Here is a 23,196-nt window from a genome sequence, read left to right on the forward strand (position 1 = left end):
GCGGGGCATATCGACCCCGTGATGGTCCCCTTCCGCAAGATGCACGGCCTGGGCAACGACTTCGTCGTGCTGGACGCGCGCGCCGGCGCCCTGCCGGTCACCCCCGCCCGCGCCGCCGCCATCGCCGACCGCCATTTCGGCATCGGCTGCGACCAGTTCATCATCATGGAGAAGCCGCCGCCCGGCGCCGACGTCTTCATGCGCATCCGCAACCCGGACGGCTCCGAGGCCGGCGCCTGCGGCAATGCCACGCGCTGCATCGCCTCCCTGGTGGCGGAGGAGGCCGGCAAGGACCGCGTGGTGGTCCGCACCATCGCCGGCGACCTGCCGGTGGAGCGCCTGCCGGGTGGCCTCTGGCGCGCCGACATGGGCCCCGCCCGGCTGCGCTGGGACGACGTGCCGCTGGCCCGCAAGGTGGATACGCTGCACGTGCCGCTCTCCCTCGGGCCGGTGTCGGGCCCCGCGGCCTGCTCCATGGGCAATCCGCACGCGACCTTCTTCGTGGAGGACCTCGACGCCATCCCGGTGGCCGAACTCGGCCCGAAGCTCGAACGCGATCCGATCTTCCCGGACCGCGCCAATATCGGCTTCGCGCAGGTGCTCTCGCCCGCGCATATCCGGCTGGTGATCTGGGAACGCGGCGCGGGGCTGACGCTCGCCTGCGGCTCGGGCGCCTGCGCGACGGTGGTGAACGCCGCGCGCCGCGGCCTGACCGGGCGGCGCGCGACCGTGTCCCTGCCCGGCGGCGACCTTGTGATCGAATGGCGTGAAGCCGACGGCCACGTGCTGATGACCGGCCCGGTCGCCACCGCATTTTCCGGCACGCTGGACCTCGGGGCCTACGGCGCATGACGGTCGAGGTCCTCACCTTCGGATGCCGCCTCAACACCTATGAATCCGAGGCGATGCGCGACCTTGCGTCCCGCGCCCTCGCGGGCGACGCCACCAAGGCCGGGCAGACGGGCGCCATCGTCGTGAACACCTGCGCCGTCACCGCCGAGGCCGAGCGCCAGGCCCGCCAGGCCATCCGCAAGGCACACCGCGACAATCCCGGCGCCCGCATCATCGTCACCGGCTGCGCCGCGCAGATCGCGCCGGAGAAGTGGTCCGCCCTGCCCGGCGTCGATCGCGTGATCGGCAATGCCGACAAGCTGAAGCCCGAGACCTGGGCCGCGCTGGACGCCCCCCCTGCCCCGGTCAGCGACATCATGGCGGCGACCGAGACGGCGGCGCATCTCGTCACCGAATTCGCCGGACGCGCGCGGGCCTTCGTGCAGGTCCAGCAGGGCTGCGACCACCGCTGCACCTTCTGCGTCATCCCCTTCGGCCGCGGGCCGTCGCGCTCGGTGCCGATCGGCGCGGTGGTGGAGCAGGTGCGCGCGCTGGTGCAGGCCGGCTATCGCGAGGTCGTGCTGACCGGGGTGGACATCACCTCCTACGGCCCCGACCTGCCGGGCAGGCCGAGCCTCGGCCAGATGGTGCGGCGGCTGCTCGCGCTGGTGCCGGAACTGCCGCGGCTGCGGCTGTCCTCGCTGGATCCGGTCGAGGTGGACGAGGATCTCTGGCGCCTGATCGCCGAGGAACCGCGGCTGATGCCGCACCTGCATCTTTCCTTGCAGCATGGCGCGGACCTGATCCTCAAGCGCATGAAGCGCCGCCACCTGCGCGCGGACGCCATCGCGCTGGCCGAGCGCGCCCGCCGCCTGCGCCCCGGCATGGTCTTCGGCGCCGACCTGATCGCCGGCTTCCCGACCGAGACGGAAGAACACTTCGCCGATACCCTCGCCCTGGTCGAGGATTGCGGCCTGAGCTTCCTGCACGTCTTCCCGTATTCCGAGCGTCCCGACACGCCCGCCGCGCGCATGCCGCAACTGCCCGTGCCCTTACGCAAGGAACGCGCAGCCAGGCTGCGCGAAGCCGGCGCCCGCGCCGCCGCGCGGCTGTTCAACGCCCGCATCGGCCAGGAGGAGGCAGTGCTGTTCGAACACGCCGACCGTGGCCACACGGAACACTTCGCGCCCCTGCGCCTCGCGCGCGGCACCGCCACCCCCGGCGAGATCCGCCGCCTGCGCGTGACCGGCGCGACCCCTGACGCCCTGCTGGCGGAGGCCGCCTGATGGTCCTCAAATCCCTCTTCAGCCGTTTCCGCTCCCGCGGGGAGGAGGCTCCCTCCGATCCCCAGCGCCCGCCGGAACTCCCCATCCCCGGCCCGCCGGAGGCCCCGCCCTCCGGCCCCGAGACGCCTGAACCCGGCCCCGCCGAGACGCCGCCCTTCATCCCCGACCCGTCGCCGGAGCCGATGCCGGTCGAGATCCCGCCACCCAGCGGGGGTGCGCCCGTCGTCGAGGCCTGGGCACCGGCAAGCATCGCCACCCCGCCCGCGCCGGTCGCCGATGCCGGGCGTCCCTCCGACGCCACGCGCCAGCCGGCGACCGCCAGGGCTGCGCCGCCCGTGCCTGCCGCCGAGGCCGCATGGTCCGCGCCCCTCGTGGAAACGCTGCCACGTCCGGAGGTCGCACCAGCCGCCGAGGCCGCGTCCGGGACCGCATTCTACGCACCTCTCGCGGAAGCCCCGCCTCGCCCGCCGCTCGCGCCCTCGGCGCCTGCCCCCGCGGCCCTTCCGGCCGCCTCGCCGAGCGAGCCCGCCGCCGTCGCAACCACGGCCCCGCTACCGGCCGGCCACACCGCGACCTCTGCCGACACGACTGCGGCTGCCCCCGCGCCGCAGCCAGGCACGGAGCCGCGCCAGGGCTGGTTCTCCCGCCTCAAGGCCGGCCTGGCGCGTTCCACCGCGAAGCTGACCGACAGCGTCACCACCCTATTTCGCAAGCGCCGCCTCGATGAGGAAGCGCTGGAGGAACTCGAGGAAACGCTGATCGCCGCCGACCTCGGCGTCGCCGCCTCCCGCCGCATCGTCGAGGGCTTCCGCAAGACGCGCTTCGGCAAGGAAGTGACGGATGAGGAAGTGAAGGCGACGCTGGCCGAGGAGATCGCCGCCATCCTCGCCCCGGTCGCGCAGCCGCTGGTGATCGAGCCCGCCCGCGCGCCGCATGTCGTGCTGGTGGTCGGCGTGAACGGCACCGGCAAGACGACGACCATCGCCAAGCTCGGCCGGCAGTACCGCGAGGCCGGGCTGAAGACCGGCTTCGTCGCCGGCGACACCTTCCGCGCCGCGGCCGTCGAGCAGTTGCAGGTCTGGGCTGACCGCACCGGGGCTCGCTTCTTCCCGCCCGCAAAGCCCGGCGCGGACGCCGCCGGCCTCGCCTTCGACGCGCTGGGCACGGCGCGGGCGGAGGGCCTCGACGTGCTGCTGGTCGATACCGCCGGCCGCCTGCACAACAAGTCCGCGCTGATGGAGGAACTGCGGAAGGTCATCCGCGTCATCCGCCGCGTGGACGAGACCGCGCCGCATTCCGTCCTGCTCGTGCTGGACGCCACCACCGGCCAGAACGCCGTCCAGCAGGTGAAGGTGTTCAAGGAGATGGTGGACGTCTCCGGCCTTGCGGTTACGAAGCTCGACGGCTCGGCCAAGGGCGGCGTCGTCGTCGCGCTGGCGCAGGAATTCGGCCTGCCGGTGCACGTGGTCGGCGTTGGCGAGAAGGCCGAGGACCTGCGGCCCTTCGAGGCAAGGGACTACGCGCGCGGGCTGCTCGGGCTCGAATGATCCCGCGCGGCGGCCGGCGAGCCTTTCTGCTGGCCGCGCTGCCCGTCCTCACCGCGCAGGCGGGCGGGGACTTCATCGAGATCTCGCCCGGCCTCGGCACCCGGCCCGTGCTGATCGCGGCAAGCCAGGTGGTGCGGATCGGCCGTGCCGAGGGCTACACGGTGGTGGACACCACCGCCTGGGTGCAGCAGCGCACGGTCGAGCCATTGGAAGCCATCGCGCAGCGGGTCGCCGCGACCGGACAGCGGCTCATCCCGCTGACCGACCTCAACGGCCAGCGCATCTACATCGCCGCCGACCGCGTCGTGCTGGTCCGGGAATCGCAGGAACGCCACGCCGCCGGGGCGCGCGCGGCTATCGTGATGGTCGGGCTGCGCTTCAACACCGACGTCGCCGTGCGCGAGACGCCGGAGGACGTGATGGCCGCGCTGCGGGGCGCGGCGCCGCCCCGCTGACCGCCCACCCCTTGCCAGGGGCGGCGGGTGGCGCGACATCCTCGGGGCAGGAACTCCAGGACCAGGCCATGCCCAAGACCCGCCCGATCGCCCGCACGCCCATCCCCGACCTGAACACCCTGCCGGATGACATCCGCACCCGGATCCTGAAGGTGCAGGAGAAGTCGGGCTTCATCCCGAACGTCTTCCTGATGCTCGCGCATCGGCCGGAAGAGTTCCGCGCCTTCATGGCCTACCACGACACGCTGATGGACAAGTCGGAAGGCGTGACCAAGGCGGAGCGCGAGATGATCGTCGTCGCGGTGTCGTCGCGGAACCAATGCCAGTACTGCGTGGTGGCGCACGGGGCCATTCTGCGTATCCGCGCCAAGAACCCGCTGATCGCCGACCAGGTCACCGCCAACTGGCGCAAGGCCGACATCACCGACAAGCAGAAGGCGATGCTGGAATTCGCCATGAAGGTGAACGACCGCGCCAACGAGGTGAACGAGGCCGACCACGAGGCGCTGCGCAAGGCCGGCTTCAACGATGAGGCGATCTGGGACATCGCCGCCATCGCCGCCTTCTTCGGCATGTCCAACCGGCTGGCGAACGTGACCAGCCTGCGCCCGAACGACGAGTTCTACGCGATGGGGAGGGGCTGAGATGACCGAGGTCCGCTGGGAACGCCTGACGGCGCCGGAACTGCGCGCGCTCGCCGAACGCGACGCCGTGGTGGTGGTGCCGGTCGCGAGCATCGAGCAGCACGGCCCACACCTGCCGGTCTGGACCGACAGCTTCATCGGCCATTCGGTCAGCATCCGCGCGGCGGAACTTTGCGAAGACCTGCCGGCGGTGGTGCTGCCGCCGATGTGGCTCGGCCTGTCCGAGCACCACTTCCCCTTCGGCGGCACGATCAGCGTGGACTACGCGACCTTCGCCGGCATCCTGCGCTGCATCGTGCGCTCGCTGCTGGCGGATGGCTTCTCGAAGGTGATGTTCTTCAACAGCCATGGCGGCAATGCAGACCCGCTTGCGGTGGCCACGCGCGAACTGGCGCATGAGTTCGGCATCCCGGTGCTGACCACTGCCATCACGCGCGTCGCGCCGAAGGAGATCGCGGCAGCCCTCACCGCGCAGCCCGGCATCCATCACGCCTGCGAGGGCGAGACGAGCCTCTGGATGCATCTCGACCCGAACCAGGTGCGGACGGCGGAGATCGCGAATTCCGTCTCGCCCGGGAACTTCGACGCATCCAGCCAGGCCGTCACGCGCTTCTGGTCCTTCTCCGAACGTGCGCCGGTGACCGGCGTGCGCGGCGATGCGCGCGCCGCGACGCCGGAAAAGGGCAAGGCCATCTTCGAGGCGATGGCCGCCGGCCTGGCGCGCGAACTGCGTGACCCGGCCAACTGGTCGAAGCCCGACGATGTGTGGCGGCGCGGGCGGGCCCAGGGGCCGCGGTGATCCCGCCCTTCTTCGGGCAGTGGGAATCCGCCGAGCGGATCGGCGACATCCTCTCGGGCGCGCTGCGCGCGGAGGATGATCCGCTCTGGCCTCGATCCGGCGCGCGCGACGCAGCGGAATACGCGGAGTGGGCGGACCATCTCTGCGGCGTGGCGTGCCTGCGCATGGCGCTCGGCGCACGCGGCATCGCGCCGCCGCGCGCCTTCGACCTCGCACGCGAACTGACCACGCGCGGCGGCTACGTCGTGCAGCCGGACGGCTTCATCCGCGGGCTGATCTACGCGCCGGCCGCTTCCTGGCTGGCCGAGGCGCACGGCATCGCCGCCGAGGTCCGCGTGGACATGCCGGCCGAGGCGATCCCGGCCCTGGTGGCGAAGGGCGGGATGTTCGTCGCCTCAGTGCATCCCTGGGTGCGCTGGCAGGAACGCGAACCGCCCTCGCGCGGGGGGCATCTCGTGCTGGTCTTCGCGGCCGCGGGCGACGTGCTGCGCTTTCACAACCCCTCGGGCCACTCGCCGGCAGCACAAGCGGATACACGCCTGCCGGTGGCGGATTTCGCGCGCTTCTATGCGGGGCGTGGGATCTGGCTTCCGGGGTGATTGCCGGAGGGGCGCTGCCCCTCCGGACCTCCCCGGCAAAGGCCGAAAGGCCTTTGCGAACCATCACCTGGTATCGACGCAGACCGACGCCCGCTGCTCCCGGTAACGGGCTCCGAGGGCCTTTCGGCCCTCGGCAGGGTGGCGCGGAGGGGCGGCGCCCCTCCGCTTGCTTCGCATCGCGCGATCGCCCATCTGCCTCGTATGGATGACCTCCTCCGCGTCAAGCCCGACCCCACCGATCCGCGCCTGACGCGCCGCGTTGCCGGCGTGGATCACACCGGTGCCCCGATCGAGACCAGCGTCACCGTGGAGCGCCCGCTGACGCTGTTCCTCAATGGCCAGGAGATCGTCACGATGATGACGATCGGCGACCGGCCGGAGGACCTCGCGATCGGCTACCTGCTGAACCAGGGCATGCTGAAGCCGGATGCCGTGGTGACGGGCGTGGACTACGACGACGACCTCGGCGTGGTGGTTGTGCGCACGCCGGAGCGCACCGACTTCGAGGCGAAGCTGCGCAAGAAGACGCTCACCTCCGGCTGCGCGCAGGGCACCGCCTTCGGCGACCTGATGGAGGGCTTCGCGCAGGTCCGCCTGCCGAGGACGGAGTTGCGCACGACCTGGCTCTACCGCCTGCTCCACCGCATCAACACGCTGCCGACGCTGTATCTGGAAGCCGGCGCGATCCACGGCTGCGCGCTGTGCTGGCAGGACCAGCCGGTCGTCTACATGGAGGATGTCGGCCGCCACAACGCGGTGGACAAGATCGCGGGCTGGATGTTCCGCAACCACGAGGCGCCCGGCGACAAGATCTTCTACACGACCGGGCGCCTGACCTCGGAGATGGTCATCAAGACCGTGCGCATGGGCATCCCGATCCTGGTCTCGCGCTCGGGCTTCACCGCCTGGGGCGTGGAACTGGCGCGCGAGGCGGGGCTGACGCTGATCGGCCGCTGCAAGGGCAAGCGCTTCGTCGCACTCTCGGGGCAGGAGCGCATCGTCTTCGACGCCGACCTGACCTACGTCGAGGAGGAATCCGCGAAGCACTGGCGCAAGAACAGCGCCGAGGCGATGGCGGCGACCGACGATGCGGGCTGACACGCAGGGCATCGCGCAGCAGGCGCGCGGGACGCTCGGTTGCGTGCTCGCGGGCGGTCTCGCGCGGCGGATGGGCGGCGGGGACAAGCCGCTGCGGCTGCTCGGCGGAAAGCCGATGCTGGACCACGCGCTGGATCGGCTCTCGCCGCAGGTGGCGGCGATGGTGATCAACGCGAACGGCGACCCTGCGCGCTTCGCGGGCTACGGCCTGCCGGTGGTGGCGGATGGGCTGCCGGACTATCCGGGGCCCCTCGCGGGCATCCTCGCCGCGCTGGACTGGGCCGCGGCGAAGCGGCCGGACCTGCCCTGGGTGGCGTCCGTGCCCGGCGATTCCCCTTTCATCCCCCTGGACCTCGTGGCGCGGCTGCATGCGGCGCGGGAGGAGGCGGGCGTGCCGCTCGCCTGCGCGCGTTCCGCCGGCCAGGCGCATCCGCCGGTCGGCCTCTGGCCCGTCGCGCTGCGGGAGGACCTGCGCGCCGCCCTGACCGGCGGGGAACGCAAGATCGACCGCTGGACCGCCCGCCACGGCTGCGCCCATGCCGACTGGCCGGACAGCCCCGTGGACCCCTTCTTCAACGCCAATTCGCCCGCGGAACTCGAGGCCGCCCAGGCCCTCCTGCCGCTGTTGCAATCGGCCGGTGGCAACGCCATAGACAATACCGATCACGCTTGCGGGGAGCGCCAGACATGAAGGCCATCATCACCGGCATCGTCATCGCGGTCATTGTCGCGGTGGGCGCAGCCTATGTGCTCGACACCAAGGTGCAGCAGACCGCCGAGGTTGCCTTCACCACATCCGGCGCGCGGCTGTAGGTCTCAGCCCCAGCCCTCGCGGATAACGAGGGCGATCGGCACGACGCCCCAGGGCAGCCGGAACCGGAGTAGGCCGCAGACATCGAAGGCCGTGCGCGGCGCACGCGGATCATGCGGCACAACCACCCGCATGGGCGCGCTCGCGGGACTTCCGCTGGGGGCCCGGTTCACCGGGACGCTAGAGCGGTTTCCGTTCGCCTCAGCTCACGAACACCGCTCCAGGCCTTTGTTTTTTCGAGCATCTTCACCCGATCAGGTGATTCCACCTGATCGGGATCTGCTCTAGCCGCTTCCCCATTCGGCAGGGCATGGTCCACGCTTGCGATATCGCCGATCCCCGTCCGCCGGGTGACGACGCCCTGCGCCCGCTCCCAGCCAAACCGCCGCACCAGGCTCCGCAGGTCCGGCTGCTGGAACATCATGCCGAGGCCGCAGAGAAAGTGACCGTAGCCCCCTGTCAAAGCAGGCCGGTGAAGGGCATCACCATCACGCGGTCCCCGGGAGCCACCTCGGTCACCTCCTCCGGCAGTTCGGCAAAGCCGTCCGACTGCGTCAGGGAGGAGAGGAGCCCTGCCCCCTCGCGCGGGAATTTCCGCGCCCTCGTCACGCCATCCGCCGTAACCAGCGTGACCCGCACGTATTCGCGCCGCCCGGCCTTCTTGCGATAGGCGAAATCCGCGGTGGCGACGAAGCGCGCCGGCGCTTCCCCCGCCGCGCCGGCGAGGCGCAGCACCAGCGGCCGGGCCAGGTGCAGGAAGCAGACCACCGCCGCGACCGGGTTGCCCGGCAATCCCACCACCGGCGTACCGCCCGCGGCGAAATCGCCGCCCGACTTCGGCAGGACGCCCATCGCCGCCGGCCGGCCCGGCTTCACCGCGAGCCGCCAGAACACCAGCCGGCCGCCCGTCTCGATGGCGGCGCGGACATGGTCCTCCTCCCCCGTCGAGACGCCGCCGCTGGTCAGCAGCAGGTCATGGTCGCGCGCGGCCTCGGCCAGCGCCGCGGAAGTGCGTTCCGCATCGTCGGGCAGGATGCCGAGATCGGTCGCCACGCAGGGCAGGCCCGCGAGCATCGCGAGCAGGGTGAAGCGGTTGCTGTCGTAGGTCTGCGCCGGACCGAGCGGCACGCCCGGCTCGGCCAGTTCGTCGCCGGTGGAAAAGACCCCCACGCGCGGCAGCGGCCGAACGGGAAGCGCCCGCTGGCCGAGTGCCGCGGCCAGCCCGAGTTCCGCCGCGCCGAGGATGGTCCCGGCGACGAGCGCCACCGCCCCGCGCGCCACGTCCTCCCCGGCCGGGCGGGCATTGGCGCCGCGCTTCAGCCCGGGAGGGACAAGGATGGCGCCGCCCTCGCGCCGCACATCCTCCTGCATCACGCAGGTATCCGTGCCGGGGGGCATGGGTGCTCCGGTGAAGACGCGCACCGCCTCCCCCGGCCCCACCGGGCGCGCGTTCAGGTGGCCGGCGGCGATCCGCCCGGCCTCGATGAAGCGCGTCGGCGCGCCTTCCACCAGGTCGACATGGCGAAAGGCCCATCCGTCCACCGCGGCATTGAAGAAGGGCGGCAGCGGCATCGGGGCGACGAGGTCCCGCGCCAGCACGCGGCCGCGCGCGGCCATGAGCGGCACCTCCTCCTCGCCCTCGGGAGCGGGAATGCGCGCGGCGATCAGCGCCTGCGCCTCCTCCACCGGCATCAGTGCGCCGCCGAAGGCGAAGCAGTCGTCGCTGAGCTGCGCCATTCAGCCCTCCTGCCGCGTCGCCCAGGCGATCGACGCAAGGGGCACGGCATGCGCCAGCACCAGCTCCGCGATGGCCTCCACGTCGTCGAGCCCGGCCCGCGGCAGGTCGTAGGGCGGCGGCACGTCGGAGGCGACGGCGACGATGCCCGGCATGTCCGGCCGCATCCACGGCTTCTCGTTGGCCGCGCGGTGGATCTCGATCTTCGGGTGGGCGTCGCGCTTGAAGCCCTCGACGATGATGAGGTCCACCGGGTCCATCCGCGCGACCAGTTCCGGCAGGCTCGGCTCCCGCGCGGTGCGGAGTTCCGTCATCAGCGCCCAGCGCGCGCCGGAAGCGACCATCACCTGCCGCGCGCCGGCCTTGCGGTGCTCGTAGGAATCCTTGCCCGGCACGTCCACGTCGAAGCGATGATGCGCGTGCTTGAGCGTGGAGACGGAAACGCCCCGCCCGATCAGGCAGGGCAGCAGCTTGACCATCAGCGTGGTCTTGCCGGCCCCGCTCCAGCCCGCGAGGCCGATGATGCGCGTCACGTGTGCGATCCCCTCAAAAGCGACGGGCGCACGGCCTTCGCCATGCGCCCGCGTGTCATGGCAGCGATGGGCGGCGCGGTCAGTCCGCGCCGGCCGGCCTCGCGGCGGGGGGCGGAGTCGCGGTGCGGCCCTTCGCCAGTTCCTGCTCGACCCACAGGTTGTGGTGCTGCTTCGCCCAGTTGAGATCCACCTGGCCGGTGCTCATGGCATCGATCGCACCCTCCATGCCCACCGTGCCGATGTAGATGTGGGCCAGCATCACGGCGATCATCAGCGCTGCGATGATGCTGTGGATCATGTGGCTGAGCTGCATGCCGGCGATGTCGGTGAAGAAGAAGGGGAAGACCAGCATGTAGCCGGTGACGGCCACCGCCGCGCCGCCGAGCACGGTGATCCAGAAGATCCCCTTCTGCCCCGCGTTGAACCGCCCGCTGTCCGGATGCGCGTTGCCGATGAGGCCGCCGCCCGCCTTCACCCAGCGGATGTCGGTCCCGTTCGGGATGTTGTCCTTGATCCAGACCAGCAGCATCAGCACGAGGCCGAGGGTGAACGGGAAGGCCAGGAAGTTGTGGGCGTACTTGCCCCATTGGCTGACCGCGGTGAACGCCTCCGGCCCTACCACCGGCAGCAGCACGTGCCGTCCGAAGGTGAGGTTCAGCCCCGACAGCGCGAGGATGATGAAGCAGGACGCCACCATCCAGTGGTTCGCGCGCTCAAACCCATTGAAGCGCTGGATGGTGCGGCCGGACGGGCCGCCCTCGATCGGGATGCGCCCCTTGGCGAGGCGGAACACGACCAGGATGGCCAGCATGCCCAGCACCGCGATGCCGCCCACCCAGGCGAGCGTCACGTTGTGGAACTCACGCCATTCGCGGCCCTGGGGCTGGATCAGGTTGGCCGCGCGCTGGTCCGGGATGGTGATGCGGCCATGCACGGTCTCGCCGCGCAGGAGAGCCTGGATCGCCATCTCGTCGGCCAGCGACGGCGCCTGCTGCGCCGTCCCCTGCGCGAGGGCCGGCAGCCCCGCCGCGCCGATGAACAGCGCGGCGAGCAGGGCGAGGATGCGGATCTTCATCTTGCTGCCCTCCCTCAGATCGCGACCGTTTCGCGGTACGCCGTGCGCCAGCCCCAGGCGCCCGACCCGTAGCCGCGCTTCTGCACGCGCTCGCGGTAGATCTGGGCAATGATCTCCCCGTCGCCGGCGAGCAGCGCCTTGGTCGAGCACATCTCCGCGCAGAGCGGCAGCTTGCCCTCCGCGATGCGGTTGGCGCCGTACTGGATGTACTCGGCTTCCGTGTTGTCGGCCTGCGGGCCGCCGGCGCAATAGGTGCACTTGTCCATCTTGCCGCGGCTGCCGAAGTTGCCGACGCGCGGATATTGCGGCGCGCCGAAGGGGCAGGCGTAGAAGCAGTAGCCGCAGCCGATGCACAGGTCCTTGTCGTGCAGCACGATCGCATCCGCGGTCGTGTAGAAGCACGACACCGGGCAGACCGCCGCGCAGGGCGCGTCGGTGCAGTGCATGCAGGCCATCGAGATCGAGCGTTCCCCCGGCTTGCCGTCATTGATGGTGACGACGCGCCGGCGGTTGATGCCCCAGGGCACCTCGTTCTCGTTCTTGCATGCGGTGACGCAGGCGTTGCACTCGATGCAGCGCTCGGCGTCGAGAAGGAACTTCATGCGGGCCATCTTCGTGGTCCTCCCTTACGCCGCGCGGATCTGGCAGAGCGTGACCTTCGTCTCCTGCATGAAGGTCACCGGGTCGTAGCCGTAGGTCGTCACGGTGTTCACGCTTTCGCCAAGGACGTAGGGGTCCGACCCCTGCGGGTAGCGGCTGCGCTGGTCCTCCTGCATGAACCATCCGGCGAAGTGGAAGGGCATCCAGGCGACGCCCGGGCCCACGCGCTCGGTCACCAGCGCCTTGACGCGCACCTGCTTGTCGCGCGGCATCTCCGGCCCCTGCACGAGCACCCAGGCGCCGTCGCGGATGTTCCGCGCCGCGGCGTCGCGCGGGTTGATCTCGACGAACATGTCCTGCTGCAGTTCGGCAAGCCACTTGTTGGAGCGCGTCTCCTCGCCGCCGCCCTCGTACTCCACCAGCCGGCCGGAGGAGAGGATGATCGGGAAGTTCGGCGCCACCTGCGGCATGCGGTTCTGCAGGGACTGGCCGAGATGCGGCAGGCGGAAGGCCCGCCGGTCCGGCAGCGTCGGGTATTGCGCGATCAGGTCGGTGCGCGGCGTGTAGATCGGCTCGCGGTGCACCGGCACGGGGTCGGGCAGGTTCCAGGCATTGGCGCGGGCCTTGGCGTTGCCGTAGGGCACGCAGCCATGCTCCATGGCGACGCGGATGATGCCGGCGGACAGGTCGGTGGCCCAGGATGCCGTGCCGCCCTGCCGCGCGATCTGCGCCTTCTCCGCTTCGGTCAGCTGGTCGTACCAGCCGAGGCGCTGCAGGACGGCCGTGGTGAATTCGGGATAGCCGTCCGTCAGTTCCGAGCCCTTGGAATAGGACCCCTCGGCGAGCAGCGAGACGCCGTTGCGCTCCACGCCGAAGCGCGCGCGGAAGGTGCCGCCGCCTTCCTTCACGTGCAGGTTGGTGTTGTAGAGGATATGCGTGCCGGGATGCTTCATCTCCGGCGTGCCCCAGCAGGGCCAGGGCAGGCCGTAGAATTCGCCGGCGACCGGCGTGCCTTCCTTGCCGCGCAGGGTCACCAGGTCGAAATGCTCCTGGTTCGCCATGTGCAGCTTCAGCCGCTCCGGCGACTGGCCGGAATAGCCGGTGCTGAGCGCGCCGCGGTTCATCTCCTTCAGGATGCTTTCCGAGGTCGGGCCTTCAGGCCCGATCTCGTAGGTCTTGAAGCATTCCGCCTGGAGGCGGAAGGCCATGTTGCGCCGTTCCGCCGCGCGGTCGAGCGCGCCGGCGAAGCGATACATCGCCTCGTAGTCGTTCTTCGATTCGAAGATCGGCTTGACGATCTGCTCGCCCCACTGGAGCGAACGGTTCGACGCCGTCCTGCTGCCCGTGCATTCGAGCTGGGTGCAGATCGGCAGGAGATAGGTGTTGTCCTGCCGGTTCGCGAGCACGGCGAAGGTGGTCGGCACCGGGTCGGCCACCACCAGCAGGTCGAGCTTCTCGAGCCCGCGGGCCACTTCCGGCATGCGGGTGACGGTGTTGCCGCCATGGCCGAACACCACCATGCCCTTCAGGTTGTCGCGCTGCTGCACCTGGTCCTTCGGCAGCAGCACGGCATCGAAGTAGCGCGTCGACGGGATGCCCGGCGTCTCGGCCATCTGCGGGCTGTCGAAGCGCGCCATCATGCTTTCGTAGGAGACTTCCCACACGCGCGACCAGTGCCGCCAGGCATTCGCGTCGAGGCCGTAGTAGTGCGGCAGGGTCACGACATCGAGCCCGACATCGGTGGCGCCCTGCACGTTGCAGTGGCCGCGGAAGATGTTGGCGCCGTTGCCGTTGCCGCCGACATTGCCGGTCGCCAGCAGCAGCGTGCAGAAGGCGCGCACGTTGGCGGTGCCTACCGAGTGCTGGGTCGCGCCCATGCACCAGATGAGCGTCGCCGGCTTCTCCTTCGCGAAGGTCTCCGCGACCTTGCGCAGCTGCGCCTCCGGCACGCCGGTGACCCGCTCGACCTCCTGCGGGTTCCACTTCGCGACCTCGGTGCGGACGTCGTCCATGCCGTAGACGCGCTGGCGGATGAAGTCCTTGTCCTCCCAGCCGTTCTGGAAGATGTGCCAGAGCATGCCCCAGATCACGGGGATGTCGGTGCCCGGCCGGATGCGCACGTATTCGGTCGCGTGCGCCGCCGTGCGCGTGAAGCGCGGGTCGATGACGATCATGTTGGCGCGGTTCATCTCCTTGCCCGACAGCAGGTGCTGGAGCGAGACCGGATGCGCCTCGGCGGGGTTGCCGCCCATGATGATCATCGTCTTGGAAGTGCGGATGTCGTTGTAGCTGTTCGTCATCGCGCCGTAGCCCCAGGTGTTGGCTACGCCGGCGACGGTCGTCGAATGGCAGATGCGCGCCTGGTGGTCGACGTTGTTCGTCCCCCAGAAGGCGGCGAACTTCCGCATCAGGTAGGCGCCCTCGTTCGACTGCTTGGCGCTGCCGAGCCAGAAGACCGCATCCGGCCCGCTCGCCTGGCGGATCGCCATCAGCTTGTCGGCGATCTCATTCAGCGCGGTGTCCCAGTCGATCCGCTGCCACTGCCCGTTGACCTTCTTCATCGGGTACTTGAGGCGCCGGTCGCCGTGCACCAGCTCGCGGATCGCGGCACCCTTCGCGCAATGCGTGCCGCGGTTGATCGGGCTGTCCCAGGACGGCTCCTGGCCGACCCAGACACCGTTCTGCACCTCGGCCGTCACCGTGCAGCCGACGGAGCAATGCGTGCAGATGTTCTTGATGCGCGTGATCGGCTGGGCGAAATTGGTTGGCCCGGCCGCCGCCGGCCGCACCGTGGTCAGCGGAATGGCGCCGAGCGCGGACAGCCCGACGCCGGTCAGCCCGGCCTGCTTCAGGAAGGCGCGGCGGTCGAGCCCGCCCGCGGACAGCCCGGCATAGGCCGCGGCGAGACGCTGCTTTCCGGCGCGAGCCTCGGAACGCTTGATCAGCATGGGGTTTCGCTCCCTCTTCTCGGCTCAGCCGCCGTAGCGGTTGGTGCGGTAATAGGCCTGGATGTGGGCGCTGTTCGGCTGGTAGCGCGCCTTGAGGCGGTCGGCCTCACTCTCCTTGCGCGCGGTGCCGGCGGGCACGGCGTCGGCCCGCTGGGGGCCGGCGGCTTCCGCGACACCCGCGGCGGCGGCGCCGCCCGCGGCCAAGCCCAGCGCCTTCAGGAACCCACGACGTTCGGCCACTTCCTTGTCTCTCGTGCTCATCTCGCGGCTCTCCCCGGTCCAGTTCCTAAGCCGGCAGCCCAAGGGCCGCCTGCTCGATCTCCACTGCCACGCGCCCGAGCTGCCCGACGGCGCGGTAGAACCGCCCCGCCTCGGCCTTCTCGAGATCGGCGAAGAACCTGCCGGCCCAGGGCCGCAGGTGCTTCCCGAAGAACGCCTCGGCTTCCGCCGCGCCGCCCTCGAAGCTGCCCGAGAGCAGCCCGGCATAGACTTCGCACTCCGAGCCGACGTGGTCTTCCGGCTCGGAAACGCCAGCGGCGCGCTCGAGCCCGAGCCGGACGAGGTCGCCGCGCAGCTCGGCCAGCGGCCGCTCATGCAGGAATCCGGTCAGGTAGTAGGAGGCGAAGGGCAGCAGCTCGCCGCGCCCGAGGCCGATGAAAAGGTCATGGAACTCGCGCTCGACGGTCACGGGGTCGGTGGCGGCGGCGGCCTCGGCCAGCGCGCCATAGGTTTCGCCGAGCGGGGTGCGGTCCCCGCGCAGGCCTTGCAGGGCGGCGAGCAGTCCCGCATCCGGAGCGGCCACCAGGAGTCGCCCGAGGAGCGCGAAGAGCCTCGCCCGCTCGGTCGTCAGCGCGTCCCGCGCTATGTCGGCGGTGGCCTCCGTGGACATGCCGTGACTGGCCTCCCTCTCCCCCGATTTCCGACTATTATACTCCGAAAATCCGAAACGGGACAATTCCTGCAAGTCGTCGTCCTTTTCGTGGCTAAGGGGCGCAAGTCCCGGGTGGCGCGCATGGCTGTCGTGGGAGCGTCCCTCAACAGGGAAGGGCCGAGCCGTGCCGCCGCGGCGCCAATGGGGCCTCGGCCGTCACGGCCGCGCCACTGCCGGTTTCCTCCGCGACGACCGGCGCCGCGGGCTCGGGCTCGGGCTCGGGCTCGGGTGCCGACGGGGCGGCGGCGACGTCCTCCTCCACCGCGGCGGCCCTTGCCGCGGCCTCGCGCGCTGCCTCGGCCGCTTCCTCGTCGCGTTCGAGGCCGATGGCCTGGGCCAGCAACTGCTTCACGTCGCCGCCGAGTTCGAGTGAGAAGCCCGGCACGCCGTCCGGGGCGTTGTAATCCCACGCGTAGTCGGCAGGGCCGACGAAGTCGCGGATCGCGGGGTCGAGCGCCCAGGCCTTCCGCAGCGCCGCCCGCTTCAGCGCCTCCGGCACTTCCTTGCGGAGGAAGGCGGCGAAGTCGCTCTCGATCGTCAGCGAGTCGACCGGGGGCAGGCTGGCGGGATCGAAGGCGGGTTCCTCCGGCGCGGCGGGTGCTGGCGCGGGCGCTTCGGACAGGGGAACGACAGCCGGCTCCGGCGCCGGCTGCCCTGCCTCGGCCGCACGCTTGCGGCGCGACCAGCGTGAGAGGAAGCCCTCGTCGCTCATGTTTCCTCCACCCGCGTGCGGCGGCCGAGTCCCTGGGTGTCCGCGCGGTCGCGCTTGCGCTTGTGGAATTCGCGCACCTTGTGGTGCTCGGCGACGAAGCGTTCGAGCAACAGGCGCAGGCTGGGCGGCATCGGCAGCGCCTCGAGCAGGTCGGAGCCGGAATCCGCGTAGAGTTCCGCCTCCCCCGCATCGACCGTCGCGGTGTGCAGGGCGAAGCCGGGCGCCGCCTCGACCGGGCGCAGGACCACCCAGATGCGTGGCGGATCCTGCTGCAGGTTGTGGATGTAGTTGTCGGTGTCGGTCGGGTAGATCGCGACCTCGGCATTGCCGGCGAAGAACAGCGTGCGGCCGCCGTCCTCGCGCAGCACGCTCCAGGGCGGGACCGGCGGCGCGTCCTCCAGCACCTCGCGCGCCGCCCAGACGTGCTCGGCCCAGGGCGTGACGCCGGGGCGGCGTTCCACGACCACGCCGACGGGGATGCGGATCGTGCCGGGAACCTCGAGCGTCATGCGGCTTCCTCCTTCGCCACCAGCGGCAGGCCGGAGACCAGGTTCTGCGGCTTCATCCGCACCCGGTTCGCCGCATCCATCGCCAGCGCGAGATAGACCGGCCGCCCCGCGACGCGCGGCAGCACGCGCGAGGCATCGCCGAATTCCATCACGCCGAGCCAGAGGATGCGCGCCAGCCGTTCCTGCTTCACCTTCTTGCCCTGCCAGAGATCGTTGGCGATCGCCGTCGCCTCGGCGTCGAGGCCGACATGCCAGGTCCAGTTGGAATCCTCGATGACCGGCACGGGGCGGATCGCGACCTCCTCCGCGAAGATGTGGCGGATGAAGCGTTCCAGCGCGCGCGCCAGGCCGCGCTGCCCGTCGCGGCCCTCGGCGATGTCGAGGGCGAAGTCGTGCGCGTCCGAACGCCCGGCATAGAGCGGGCCGTTCGCCTCGGTCAGCACGTCGAGTTCCACCTCGCGCGGCGGCGCGCCGGCCTCGGTCAGCAACTGCCCGATCGCGCCGAAGCCGCCGTCGCGGCCGCGCATCTCGACCACCTCCTCGTCGGCGAGCAGCAGCGCGCCCTGGTGGATGGCGGCGCGCTGCGGACGGTAGAGCAATTCCCCGGCGCGCAGCGCGAAGGGATCGCCCTCCCCTTCCAGCGCCGCCCGCGCGACGAGATGCGTGAGCATCTGCAGCAGGATCGGCGGGATGCCCGTGACCCCCTCGCGGTACAGCGCGAGCCACGCCGCTTCCAGCGAGGGCTGCGCCGCGACGCGATCACGAAAGCGCAGGAAATGCGTGAAGTTGTCCCGCGCATCGGCATCGGCCAGCGCCGCGATGCGCGTGGGTTCCACCGCCTGCCGCGGATCCTCCATCAAGGCCGCGTGCAGCGTGCGCTCCGCGTCGCAGGCTTCCTCCGGCGGCACGAGTTCCGGCCGCGCAAGGAAGGCGCGCCACAAATCCGGCGTCGCGCCAAGCCGGCCATGTTCCATCTCGTCGCAGAGATGATGGCCGGAGGCGACCCAGAAATCGCCGGGGGAGAGCAGCCCGCTCATCGGTTCGTCCTTGCCATGCGCGCGAGGTCGGGACGGATCGGGTCCTCCTCCTCGCCTTCGACGCTGACGGTCGCGAAGACGGGCAGCGTCTCGAAGGCGCGGTGCTCGCGCGGACGTTCGTGCAGGGTGCGGAAGCGTTCGCGCTGCTCGCCACCCTCCGCGCTGCGCGCCAGCGCGACCAGTGTGCCAGGCGGGTGCTCGCAGAGGGATTCCGCGAAGGCGATCTCCTCCTCCGCAGCAGCGCGGGCGGTGGCCTCGTCCGGCGCGCCGAAGGCCGCGCGCAGATGCGCGGCGAGTGCCGCCACCGCGGCGGCGCGTTCCGCCGGGCCTGCCTCCGCCACCTCGACCAGCGTGGACCACCCGAAGGAGGACAGGCCGAGGAACCCCGCGCGGAAGGCCTGGCGACGCCTGCCCTCCATCCTTGCCGGGTCCTCGTCCCAGAAGCAGAAGCCGCCGGGCACGGCCCATTCGCCCGGTTCGGCCGCGCGCGGGAAGACCAGCGCGTCGGAAGGGTCGAGCCGCACCGTGCGCAGCAGCCGCGTCATGCCGCCACCGCCTCGGCGAGCGGCCGCCGCTCGCGCTGCCCGTCGCGCTCGATGACGAGGTCGCCCGTGGCCGGGTCGATGCCGCGCCGCCCGCCCTCCCCCACCGCGGGGTCGAGCCGCGCCAGGTAGCGATCCGCCACCGTCCGCACGCCGCGCCCCTGCCAGTCCGCGAGCGTCGCCATCAGGTGGCGCGCCCAGGATGCGGTGAGCTCGGCGGGCGTGACGTCGGCATAGCCTTCCTCGAACAGCGTGGTGCGGCCCGGGTCGCGGCCGGGGTCGCCATCCGCGGAGTCGGCGAAGCGGGCCTCGATGCCGACGACGATCCAGTCCGGCACCGAATCTTCCGTGCAGCCGGGCGGCGCGATCAGGCGCGCGGCGCCGACGACGCCGCCATTGACGCGGATGCCCGCGGGCCAGTCGAAGGTCAGTGGCACCTCGGGCGGGCCGTGGGTGCCGGCGGCATCGGCGAAGGCGCTCATCGCCGCGAGCAGCGCGGGGCGCGCGGCAGCCAGAGTCTGCTCCGGCTCGAGCACCACGGCGACTTCGACCCGCGCCCAGGACCGCACCCAGACGAGTGTGCCCGCGCCATGCTGCGGCGCCATCGCGACCGCGCGTTCCACCGCGTCGCCGCCTTCGCGCAGGGCGACGATGGGCGTGAACACGCTCGGCAGGTCGGGCAGGCCCTCGGACACCTCGCTCCCTCGCAACTCCGTCAACTGGGGCATATATGCCCGCAGCCCCGGACTTCCCAGCGGGGCAGGTCGGGAGGTTTGTTCGGTCGATGAGCGGAACGGACGGTCGCATCGCCTTGGTGTGCAGTTGCGAGGACACGATGCGCCTCGACGAGAAGGCCATCGCCCGCGGCTGCGGAGCGGAGCTGCGCACCGCGGAGCAGCTTTGCATGAAGCAGCTCGACCGCTTCATGGCAGCGCTCGCCACCGGGCGTCCGCTGACGGTCGCCTGCACCGCCCAGGCGCCGCTCTTTGGCCAGGAAGCGGAGCAGGCGCAGGCCGCGACGCCCACCTTCGTCAATGTCCGCGAGCACGCCGGCTGGTCGGCCGAGGGCAAGGCGGCCGGCGCCAAGATGGCCGCGCTGATCGCCGCCGCCGCCGAGCCGATGCCCGCGACGCCCCTCGTGCCGCTGGAAAGCGGCGGCGTCACCCTCGTGCTCGGCCGCGACGCGGTGGCGCTGGACGTCGCTGCGCGGCTGCAGGACAGGTTGGACCTGACCGTCCTGCTGACCGGCACCGAGGACGTCACCCCGCCCCGTGCCGTGCCTTTCCCGGTGATGAAGGGCCACGCCCGCGCCGCCACCGGATACCTCGGCGCCTTCGAGGTGACGGTGGACGGTGCGGCGATGCCGCGCCCGTCCTCCCGCGCGCGCTACGAATGGGGGCCTGGCAAGGACGGCGCGACCAGCCACGCCGATGTGGTGCTGGACCTGACCGGCAACCCGCCGCTGTTCCCGACGCACGAGGTCCGCCAGGGCTACCTGCGCGCGGACCCGGCCGACGCGCTCGCCGTGGAGCGCGCCATCGCCGCCGCCGCGGATCTCCTCGGCACCTTCGACAAGCCGCGCTTCATCACCTTCGACGCCGCGCTCTGCGCGCATTCGCGCAACAGGCGGACGGGCTGCACGCGCTGCCTCGACCTCTGTCCCACCGGCGCGATCACGCCGGGCATCGGTCCGCAGAAGGACCAGGTCGTCATCAGCGCGGAGATCTGCGCCGGCTGCGGCGCCTGCGCCGCCGTCTGCCCGACCGGGGCCGCGACCTATACCCTGCCGCCCGCGGCCGCGCTCGCGCGCCGCATCCGCACGTTGCTGCTCGCGTACCGGGAAGCCGGCGGCGAGGCACCCGTGCTGCTGCTGCACGACGAGGCGCAGGGCGAACCGATGCTCGACGCCCTCGGCCGCCACGGCGACGGCCTGCCCGCCCGCGTGCTGCCGCTGCTCGTGAACGAACCGACGGCGCTGGATCTTTCGCTGCTCGCCGGCGCCCTCGCCTGGGGCGCTTCCGCCGTGCGCGTGCTGCTGCCAGGCAAGCGCAGGCACGGCGCCGAGGGCGTGTTCCGCAACATCGACTACGTCAACGCCGCGCTTGACGGACTCGGCCTCGGCCACGCCACCGCGCGCGCCGCGGCGATCGAGACGGACGATCCCTTCACCCTCGGCGAGACGCTCGCCGCCCTGCCCCGCGCGCCCTTCGCCTTCGCGCCCTCCACCCACCAGGCGATCGGCGCGCCGCGGGAGATGGCGCTGCAGGCCCTCCGCGCCCTGCGCACGGCCGCGAATGCCCGCGTCGAGATCGTGCCGATGCCGGCCCTCGCGCCCTTCGGCGTCGCGCATGTGAACGCGGCGGGATGCACGCTGTGCCTCGCCTGCACCAGCGTCTGCCCGACCTCGGCCTTTTCCGCGAACCCGGAGACGCCGCAACTCCGCTTCCTCGAGGATGCCTGCGTGCAGTGCGGCCTCTGCGCCGCGACCTGCCCGGAGAAGGTCATCACCCTCGAGCCGCGGCTGAACTTCAGCGAGGCCGCCGCGGTGCCCCGCGTGGTGAAGGAGGAAGAACCCGCCGCCTGCCCGCGCTGCGGCAAGCTGTTCGGCACCAAGGCCTCCATCGCGCGGGTGAAGGCGAAACTCTCGGCGCACTGGATGTTCGGCGACCCGAAGAAGCTCGCACTGCTGGAACTCTGCGAGGACTGCCGCATCACCGAGGCGACGATGGGCGGGCTCGATCCCTATGCGGGGGCGGAACGGCCGGCGGTGAAGACGACGGAAGACTACCTGCGCGAAGCCGAACGGTCGAAGAAGACGCAGTAGTCGTCGTGGAGGGGCGCCGCACCTCCACACCACCCCGCCAAAGGCCGAAAGGCCTTTGGAAACCGGGATTTTTAAGGTTTTAGGACTTTAGGTGCTTTAGCCCTTTAGAGCAGGTCCCGATCTGGTGGAGTCACCTGATCGGGTGAAGATGCTCGTAAAAACAAAGGCCTGGAGCGGTGCTCGTGAGCCGAGGCGAACGGAAAACGCTTTAGGCCGGGGTCCGACAGCATATCCGGGACGTGGCTGTCGGTGTTGATGAGAATATTGTCCCGCACCGAGGCGCCAGTTGCAACCCTCGGCGGAGGTTCGGCGGCCCCAGGCGGAGCGCGTGGTGGAGCCTCGCCCTCATGCCACGCGACAGGCGTCTCGCCATGGCGGCCAGTGCAGCGGCACGCGAGGTCGAACGGCCGGCGCAATCTCCGCAGAACTCGCTCCTTCGCGGAGCCCATCTCATGAACCGAGCCAGGCCGGCGCCTTCATCTCCAAGGCTCGGCGGCATGTCGCGGAGCGGCCGTGCGCAGGACGAAAGGCTTTGATACCAGGCAGCGGAATGGAAGGCCGGTCTCAGTTCCTCGGCAGCCGCGCGACCGAAGGCGCATCCGGATTCTGCGCCCGGTGCCGCAGCAGGTGGTCCGCCAGCACGATCGCCAGCATCGCCTCGCCCACCGGAACCGCGCGGATGCCGACGCAGGGGTCGTGGCGGCCCTTGGTCTGCACCTCGACCTCCTGCCCCTGGCGGTCCACCGAGGCGCGCGGCGTCAGGATCGAAGACGTCGGCTTGACCGCGAAGCGCGCGACGATCGGCTGGCCGGTGCTGATGCCGCCCAGGATCCCGCCGGCATGGTTGGCCTGGTAGGCCACCGTGCCGTCGGCGTTCATGCGCATCTCGTCGGCGTTCTCCTCGCCGGTCAGCGCGGCGGCGCCGAAGCCGTCGCCGATCTCGACGCCCTTTACCGCGTTGATCGACATCAGCGCGGCGGCGAGGTCCGCATCGAGCTTGCCGTAGATCGGCGCGCCGAGGCCGGGGGGCACGCCCTCGGCCACCACCTCGATGACGGCACCGACGGAATTGCCGGATTTGCGCAGGTCCAGCAGGCGTTCTTCCCACCGCACGGCGGCGGCGCGGTCGGGGCAGAAGAAGGCGTTCTCCTCCACCGCCGCCCAGTCCCAGGCGGCGGGATCCACCCAGTCGCCACCCATCGCCACCAGTGCGCCGCGGATGCGGACCTCGGGGCCGAGCACCTTGCGCGCCACCGCGCCGGCGGCGACGCGCATCGCCGTCTCGCGCGCGGAGGACCGGCCGCCGCCGCGATAGTCGCGGATGCCGTATTTCAGTTCGTAGGTGATGTCGGCATGGCCGGGGCGGAAGCGCTCGGCGATCTCGGAATAGTCCTTGGATCGCTGGTCGGTGTTCTCGATGTGCAGCGCGATGGGCGTGCCGGTGGTCAGGCCCTCGAACACGCCGGAGAGGATGCGGACCTGGTCCGGTTCCTGGCGCTGGGTGACGAACTTCGACTGGCCGGGGCGGCGGCGGTCGAGGAAGGGCTGGATGTCGGCCTCGGTCAGCGCGAGGCGCGGCGGCACGCCGTCCACGACGCAGCCGATCGCTGGCCCGTGGGATTCGCCCCAGGTGGTGAAGCGGAAGAGGTGGCCGAAGGTGTTGTGGCTCATTGCCCCTTG

24 protein-coding genes are annotated in these 23,196 nt (G+C 71.2%); 11 read left to right on the forward strand and 13 right to left on the reverse strand.

The genetic code is table 11. The features are described 5' to 3' along the window. The first annotated feature begins 18 nt into the window (after positions 1-18). The 10 genes from dapF (at position 19) to GXW76_RS25910 (ending at position 8,072) form a co-directional block, all read left to right on the forward strand. Positions 19-852 carry a diaminopimelate epimerase gene (gene dapF, locus GXW76_RS01625; RefSeq protein WP_456307097.1) on the forward strand — a complete coding sequence of 278 codons (834 nt, stop codon included), beginning with the start codon at positions 19-21 and terminating at the stop codon, positions 850-852. Next, positions 849-2,117 (forward strand): tRNA (N(6)-L-threonylcarbamoyladenosine(37)-C(2))-methylthiotransferase MtaB, encoded by a 1,269-nt coding sequence (gene mtaB / locus GXW76_RS01630; protein WP_211860242.1) that lies wholly within the window; start codon positions 849-851, stop codon positions 2,115-2,117. Before dapF ends, mtaB begins: the two co-directional genes overlap by 4 nt. A 659-nt stretch (positions 2,118-2,776) precedes the next feature. Next, positions 2,777-3,664 (forward strand): signal recognition particle-docking protein FtsY, encoded by an 888-nt coding sequence (gene ftsY / locus GXW76_RS01635; protein ID WP_246513840.1) that lies wholly within the window; start codon positions 2,777-2,779, stop codon positions 3,662-3,664. Next, positions 3,661-4,119, forward strand: coding sequence for a hypothetical protein (locus GXW76_RS01640; RefSeq protein ID WP_211860243.1), 459 nt, complete (start codon positions 3,661-3,663; stop codon positions 4,117-4,119). The genes ftsY and GXW76_RS01640 overlap by 4 nt, the downstream gene beginning before the upstream one ends. A 68-nt stretch (positions 4,120-4,187) precedes the next feature. Further along, the gene (locus GXW76_RS01645) at positions 4,188-4,763 is read left to right on the forward strand and encodes a peroxidase-related enzyme (protein ID WP_211860244.1); all 576 of its coding nucleotides are present in this window, start codon (positions 4,188-4,190) and stop codon (positions 4,761-4,763) included. Between the two features lies 1 nt (position 4,764). Beyond that, the gene (locus GXW76_RS01650) at positions 4,765-5,562 is read left to right on the forward strand and encodes a creatininase family protein (protein WP_211860245.1); all 798 of its coding nucleotides are present in this window, start codon (positions 4,765-4,767) and stop codon (positions 5,560-5,562) included. Beyond that, on the forward strand, positions 5,559-6,161 hold the full coding sequence (locus GXW76_RS01655; protein WP_246513833.1) for a C39 family peptidase: 603 nt from the start codon (positions 5,559-5,561) through the stop codon (positions 6,159-6,161). Before GXW76_RS01650 ends, GXW76_RS01655 begins: the two co-directional genes overlap by 4 nt. A 201-nt stretch (positions 6,162-6,362) precedes the next feature. Then, positions 6,363-7,259, forward strand: coding sequence for a formate dehydrogenase accessory sulfurtransferase FdhD (gene fdhD / locus GXW76_RS01660; RefSeq protein WP_211860247.1), 897 nt, complete (start codon positions 6,363-6,365; stop codon positions 7,257-7,259). Further along, entirely contained in the window at positions 7,249-7,950 is a 702-nt protein-coding gene (gene mobA, locus GXW76_RS01665) for a molybdenum cofactor guanylyltransferase MobA (protein ID WP_211860248.1), read from the forward strand. The genes fdhD and mobA overlap by 11 nt, the downstream gene beginning before the upstream one ends. Further along, the gene (locus GXW76_RS25910) at positions 7,947-8,072 is read left to right on the forward strand and encodes a hypothetical protein (RefSeq protein WP_272876000.1); all 126 of its coding nucleotides are present in this window, start codon (positions 7,947-7,949) and stop codon (positions 8,070-8,072) included. Before mobA ends, GXW76_RS25910 begins: the two co-directional genes overlap by 4 nt. A gap of 457 nt (positions 8,073-8,529) precedes the next feature. Here GXW76_RS25910 and GXW76_RS01670 read toward each other — a convergent pair whose 3' ends face one another. The 12 genes from GXW76_RS01670 to GXW76_RS01725 form a co-directional block, all read right to left on the reverse strand. Continuing rightward, positions 8,530-9,807, reverse strand: a complete 1,278-nt coding sequence (locus tag GXW76_RS01670) for a molybdopterin molybdotransferase MoeA (RefSeq protein WP_211860249.1) — start codon at positions 9,805-9,807, stop codon at positions 8,530-8,532. Beyond that, positions 9,808-10,338, reverse strand: coding sequence for a molybdopterin-guanine dinucleotide biosynthesis protein B (mobB, locus tag GXW76_RS01675; protein ID WP_408904293.1), 531 nt, complete (start codon positions 10,336-10,338; stop codon positions 9,808-9,810). A 79-nt stretch (positions 10,339-10,417) separates the two neighbouring features. Next, positions 10,418-11,413: a formate dehydrogenase subunit gamma gene (locus GXW76_RS01680; RefSeq protein ID WP_211860250.1), complete on the reverse strand. Its 996-nt coding sequence runs from the start codon at positions 11,411-11,413 to the stop codon at positions 10,418-10,420. A gap of 14 nt (positions 11,414-11,427) precedes the next feature. Beyond that, positions 11,428-12,024 (reverse strand): formate dehydrogenase FDH3 subunit beta, encoded by a 597-nt coding sequence (fdh3B, locus tag GXW76_RS01685; protein WP_211860251.1) that lies wholly within the window; start codon positions 12,022-12,024, stop codon positions 11,428-11,430. 15 nt (positions 12,025-12,039) lie between these two features. Beyond that, positions 12,040-14,961, reverse strand: a complete 2,922-nt coding sequence (locus GXW76_RS01690; RefSeq protein WP_211860252.1) for a formate dehydrogenase subunit alpha — start codon at positions 14,959-14,961, stop codon at positions 12,040-12,042. Between the two features lie 24 nt (positions 14,962-14,985). Continuing rightward, complete coding sequence (locus GXW76_RS01695; RefSeq protein ID WP_211860253.1) at positions 14,986-15,222, reverse strand: twin-arginine translocation signal domain-containing protein; 237 nt, start codon at positions 15,220-15,222, stop codon at positions 14,986-14,988. Between the two features lie 25 nt (positions 15,223-15,247). Beyond that, positions 15,248-15,850, reverse strand: coding sequence for a TorD/DmsD family molecular chaperone (locus GXW76_RS01700; RefSeq protein WP_211860254.1), 603 nt, complete (start codon positions 15,848-15,850; stop codon positions 15,248-15,250). Between the two features lie 145 nt (positions 15,851-15,995). After that, the gene (locus tag GXW76_RS01705) at positions 15,996-16,604 is read right to left on the reverse strand and encodes a DUF3306 domain-containing protein (protein ID WP_211860255.1); all 609 of its coding nucleotides are present in this window, start codon (positions 16,602-16,604) and stop codon (positions 15,996-15,998) included. Further along, positions 16,601-17,113: a DUF3305 domain-containing protein gene (locus tag GXW76_RS01710; protein ID WP_211860256.1), complete on the reverse strand. Its 513-nt coding sequence runs from the start codon at positions 17,111-17,113 to the stop codon at positions 16,601-16,603. The genes GXW76_RS01705 and GXW76_RS01710 overlap by 4 nt, the downstream gene beginning before the upstream one ends. Then, positions 17,110-18,150: a DUF6352 family protein gene (locus GXW76_RS01715; RefSeq protein WP_211860257.1), complete on the reverse strand. Its 1,041-nt coding sequence runs from the start codon at positions 18,148-18,150 to the stop codon at positions 17,110-17,112. Before GXW76_RS01715 ends, GXW76_RS01710 begins: the two co-directional genes overlap by 4 nt. Next, on the reverse strand, positions 18,147-18,695 hold the full coding sequence (locus GXW76_RS01720) for a DUF6505 family protein (RefSeq protein WP_211860258.1): 549 nt from the start codon (positions 18,693-18,695) through the stop codon (positions 18,147-18,149). The genes GXW76_RS01715 and GXW76_RS01720 overlap by 4 nt, the downstream gene beginning before the upstream one ends. Further along, positions 18,692-19,420 carry a biotin/lipoate--protein ligase family protein gene (locus tag GXW76_RS01725; RefSeq protein ID WP_246513834.1) on the reverse strand — a complete coding sequence of 243 codons (729 nt, stop codon included), beginning with the start codon at positions 19,418-19,420 and terminating at the stop codon, positions 18,692-18,694. Before GXW76_RS01725 ends, GXW76_RS01720 begins: the two co-directional genes overlap by 4 nt. 56 nt (positions 19,421-19,476) lie before the next feature. Between GXW76_RS01725 and GXW76_RS01730 the strand changes: the two genes are divergently transcribed. Beyond that, positions 19,477-21,516 carry a 4Fe-4S dicluster domain-containing protein gene (locus GXW76_RS01730; RefSeq protein WP_211860259.1) on the forward strand — a complete coding sequence of 680 codons (2,040 nt, stop codon included), beginning with the start codon at positions 19,477-19,479 and terminating at the stop codon, positions 21,514-21,516. Between the two features lie 564 nt (positions 21,517-22,080). Here GXW76_RS01730 and aroC read toward each other — a convergent pair. After that, positions 22,081-23,187 (reverse strand): chorismate synthase, encoded by a 1,107-nt coding sequence (gene aroC / locus GXW76_RS01735; protein WP_211860260.1) that lies wholly within the window; start codon positions 23,185-23,187, stop codon positions 22,081-22,083. Between the last annotated feature and the right edge of the window lie 9 nt (positions 23,188-23,196).

The organism is Neoroseomonas soli (assembly GCF_018129065.1).
GTDB lineage: Bacteria > Pseudomonadota > Alphaproteobacteria > Acetobacterales > Acetobacteraceae > Neoroseomonas > Neoroseomonas soli.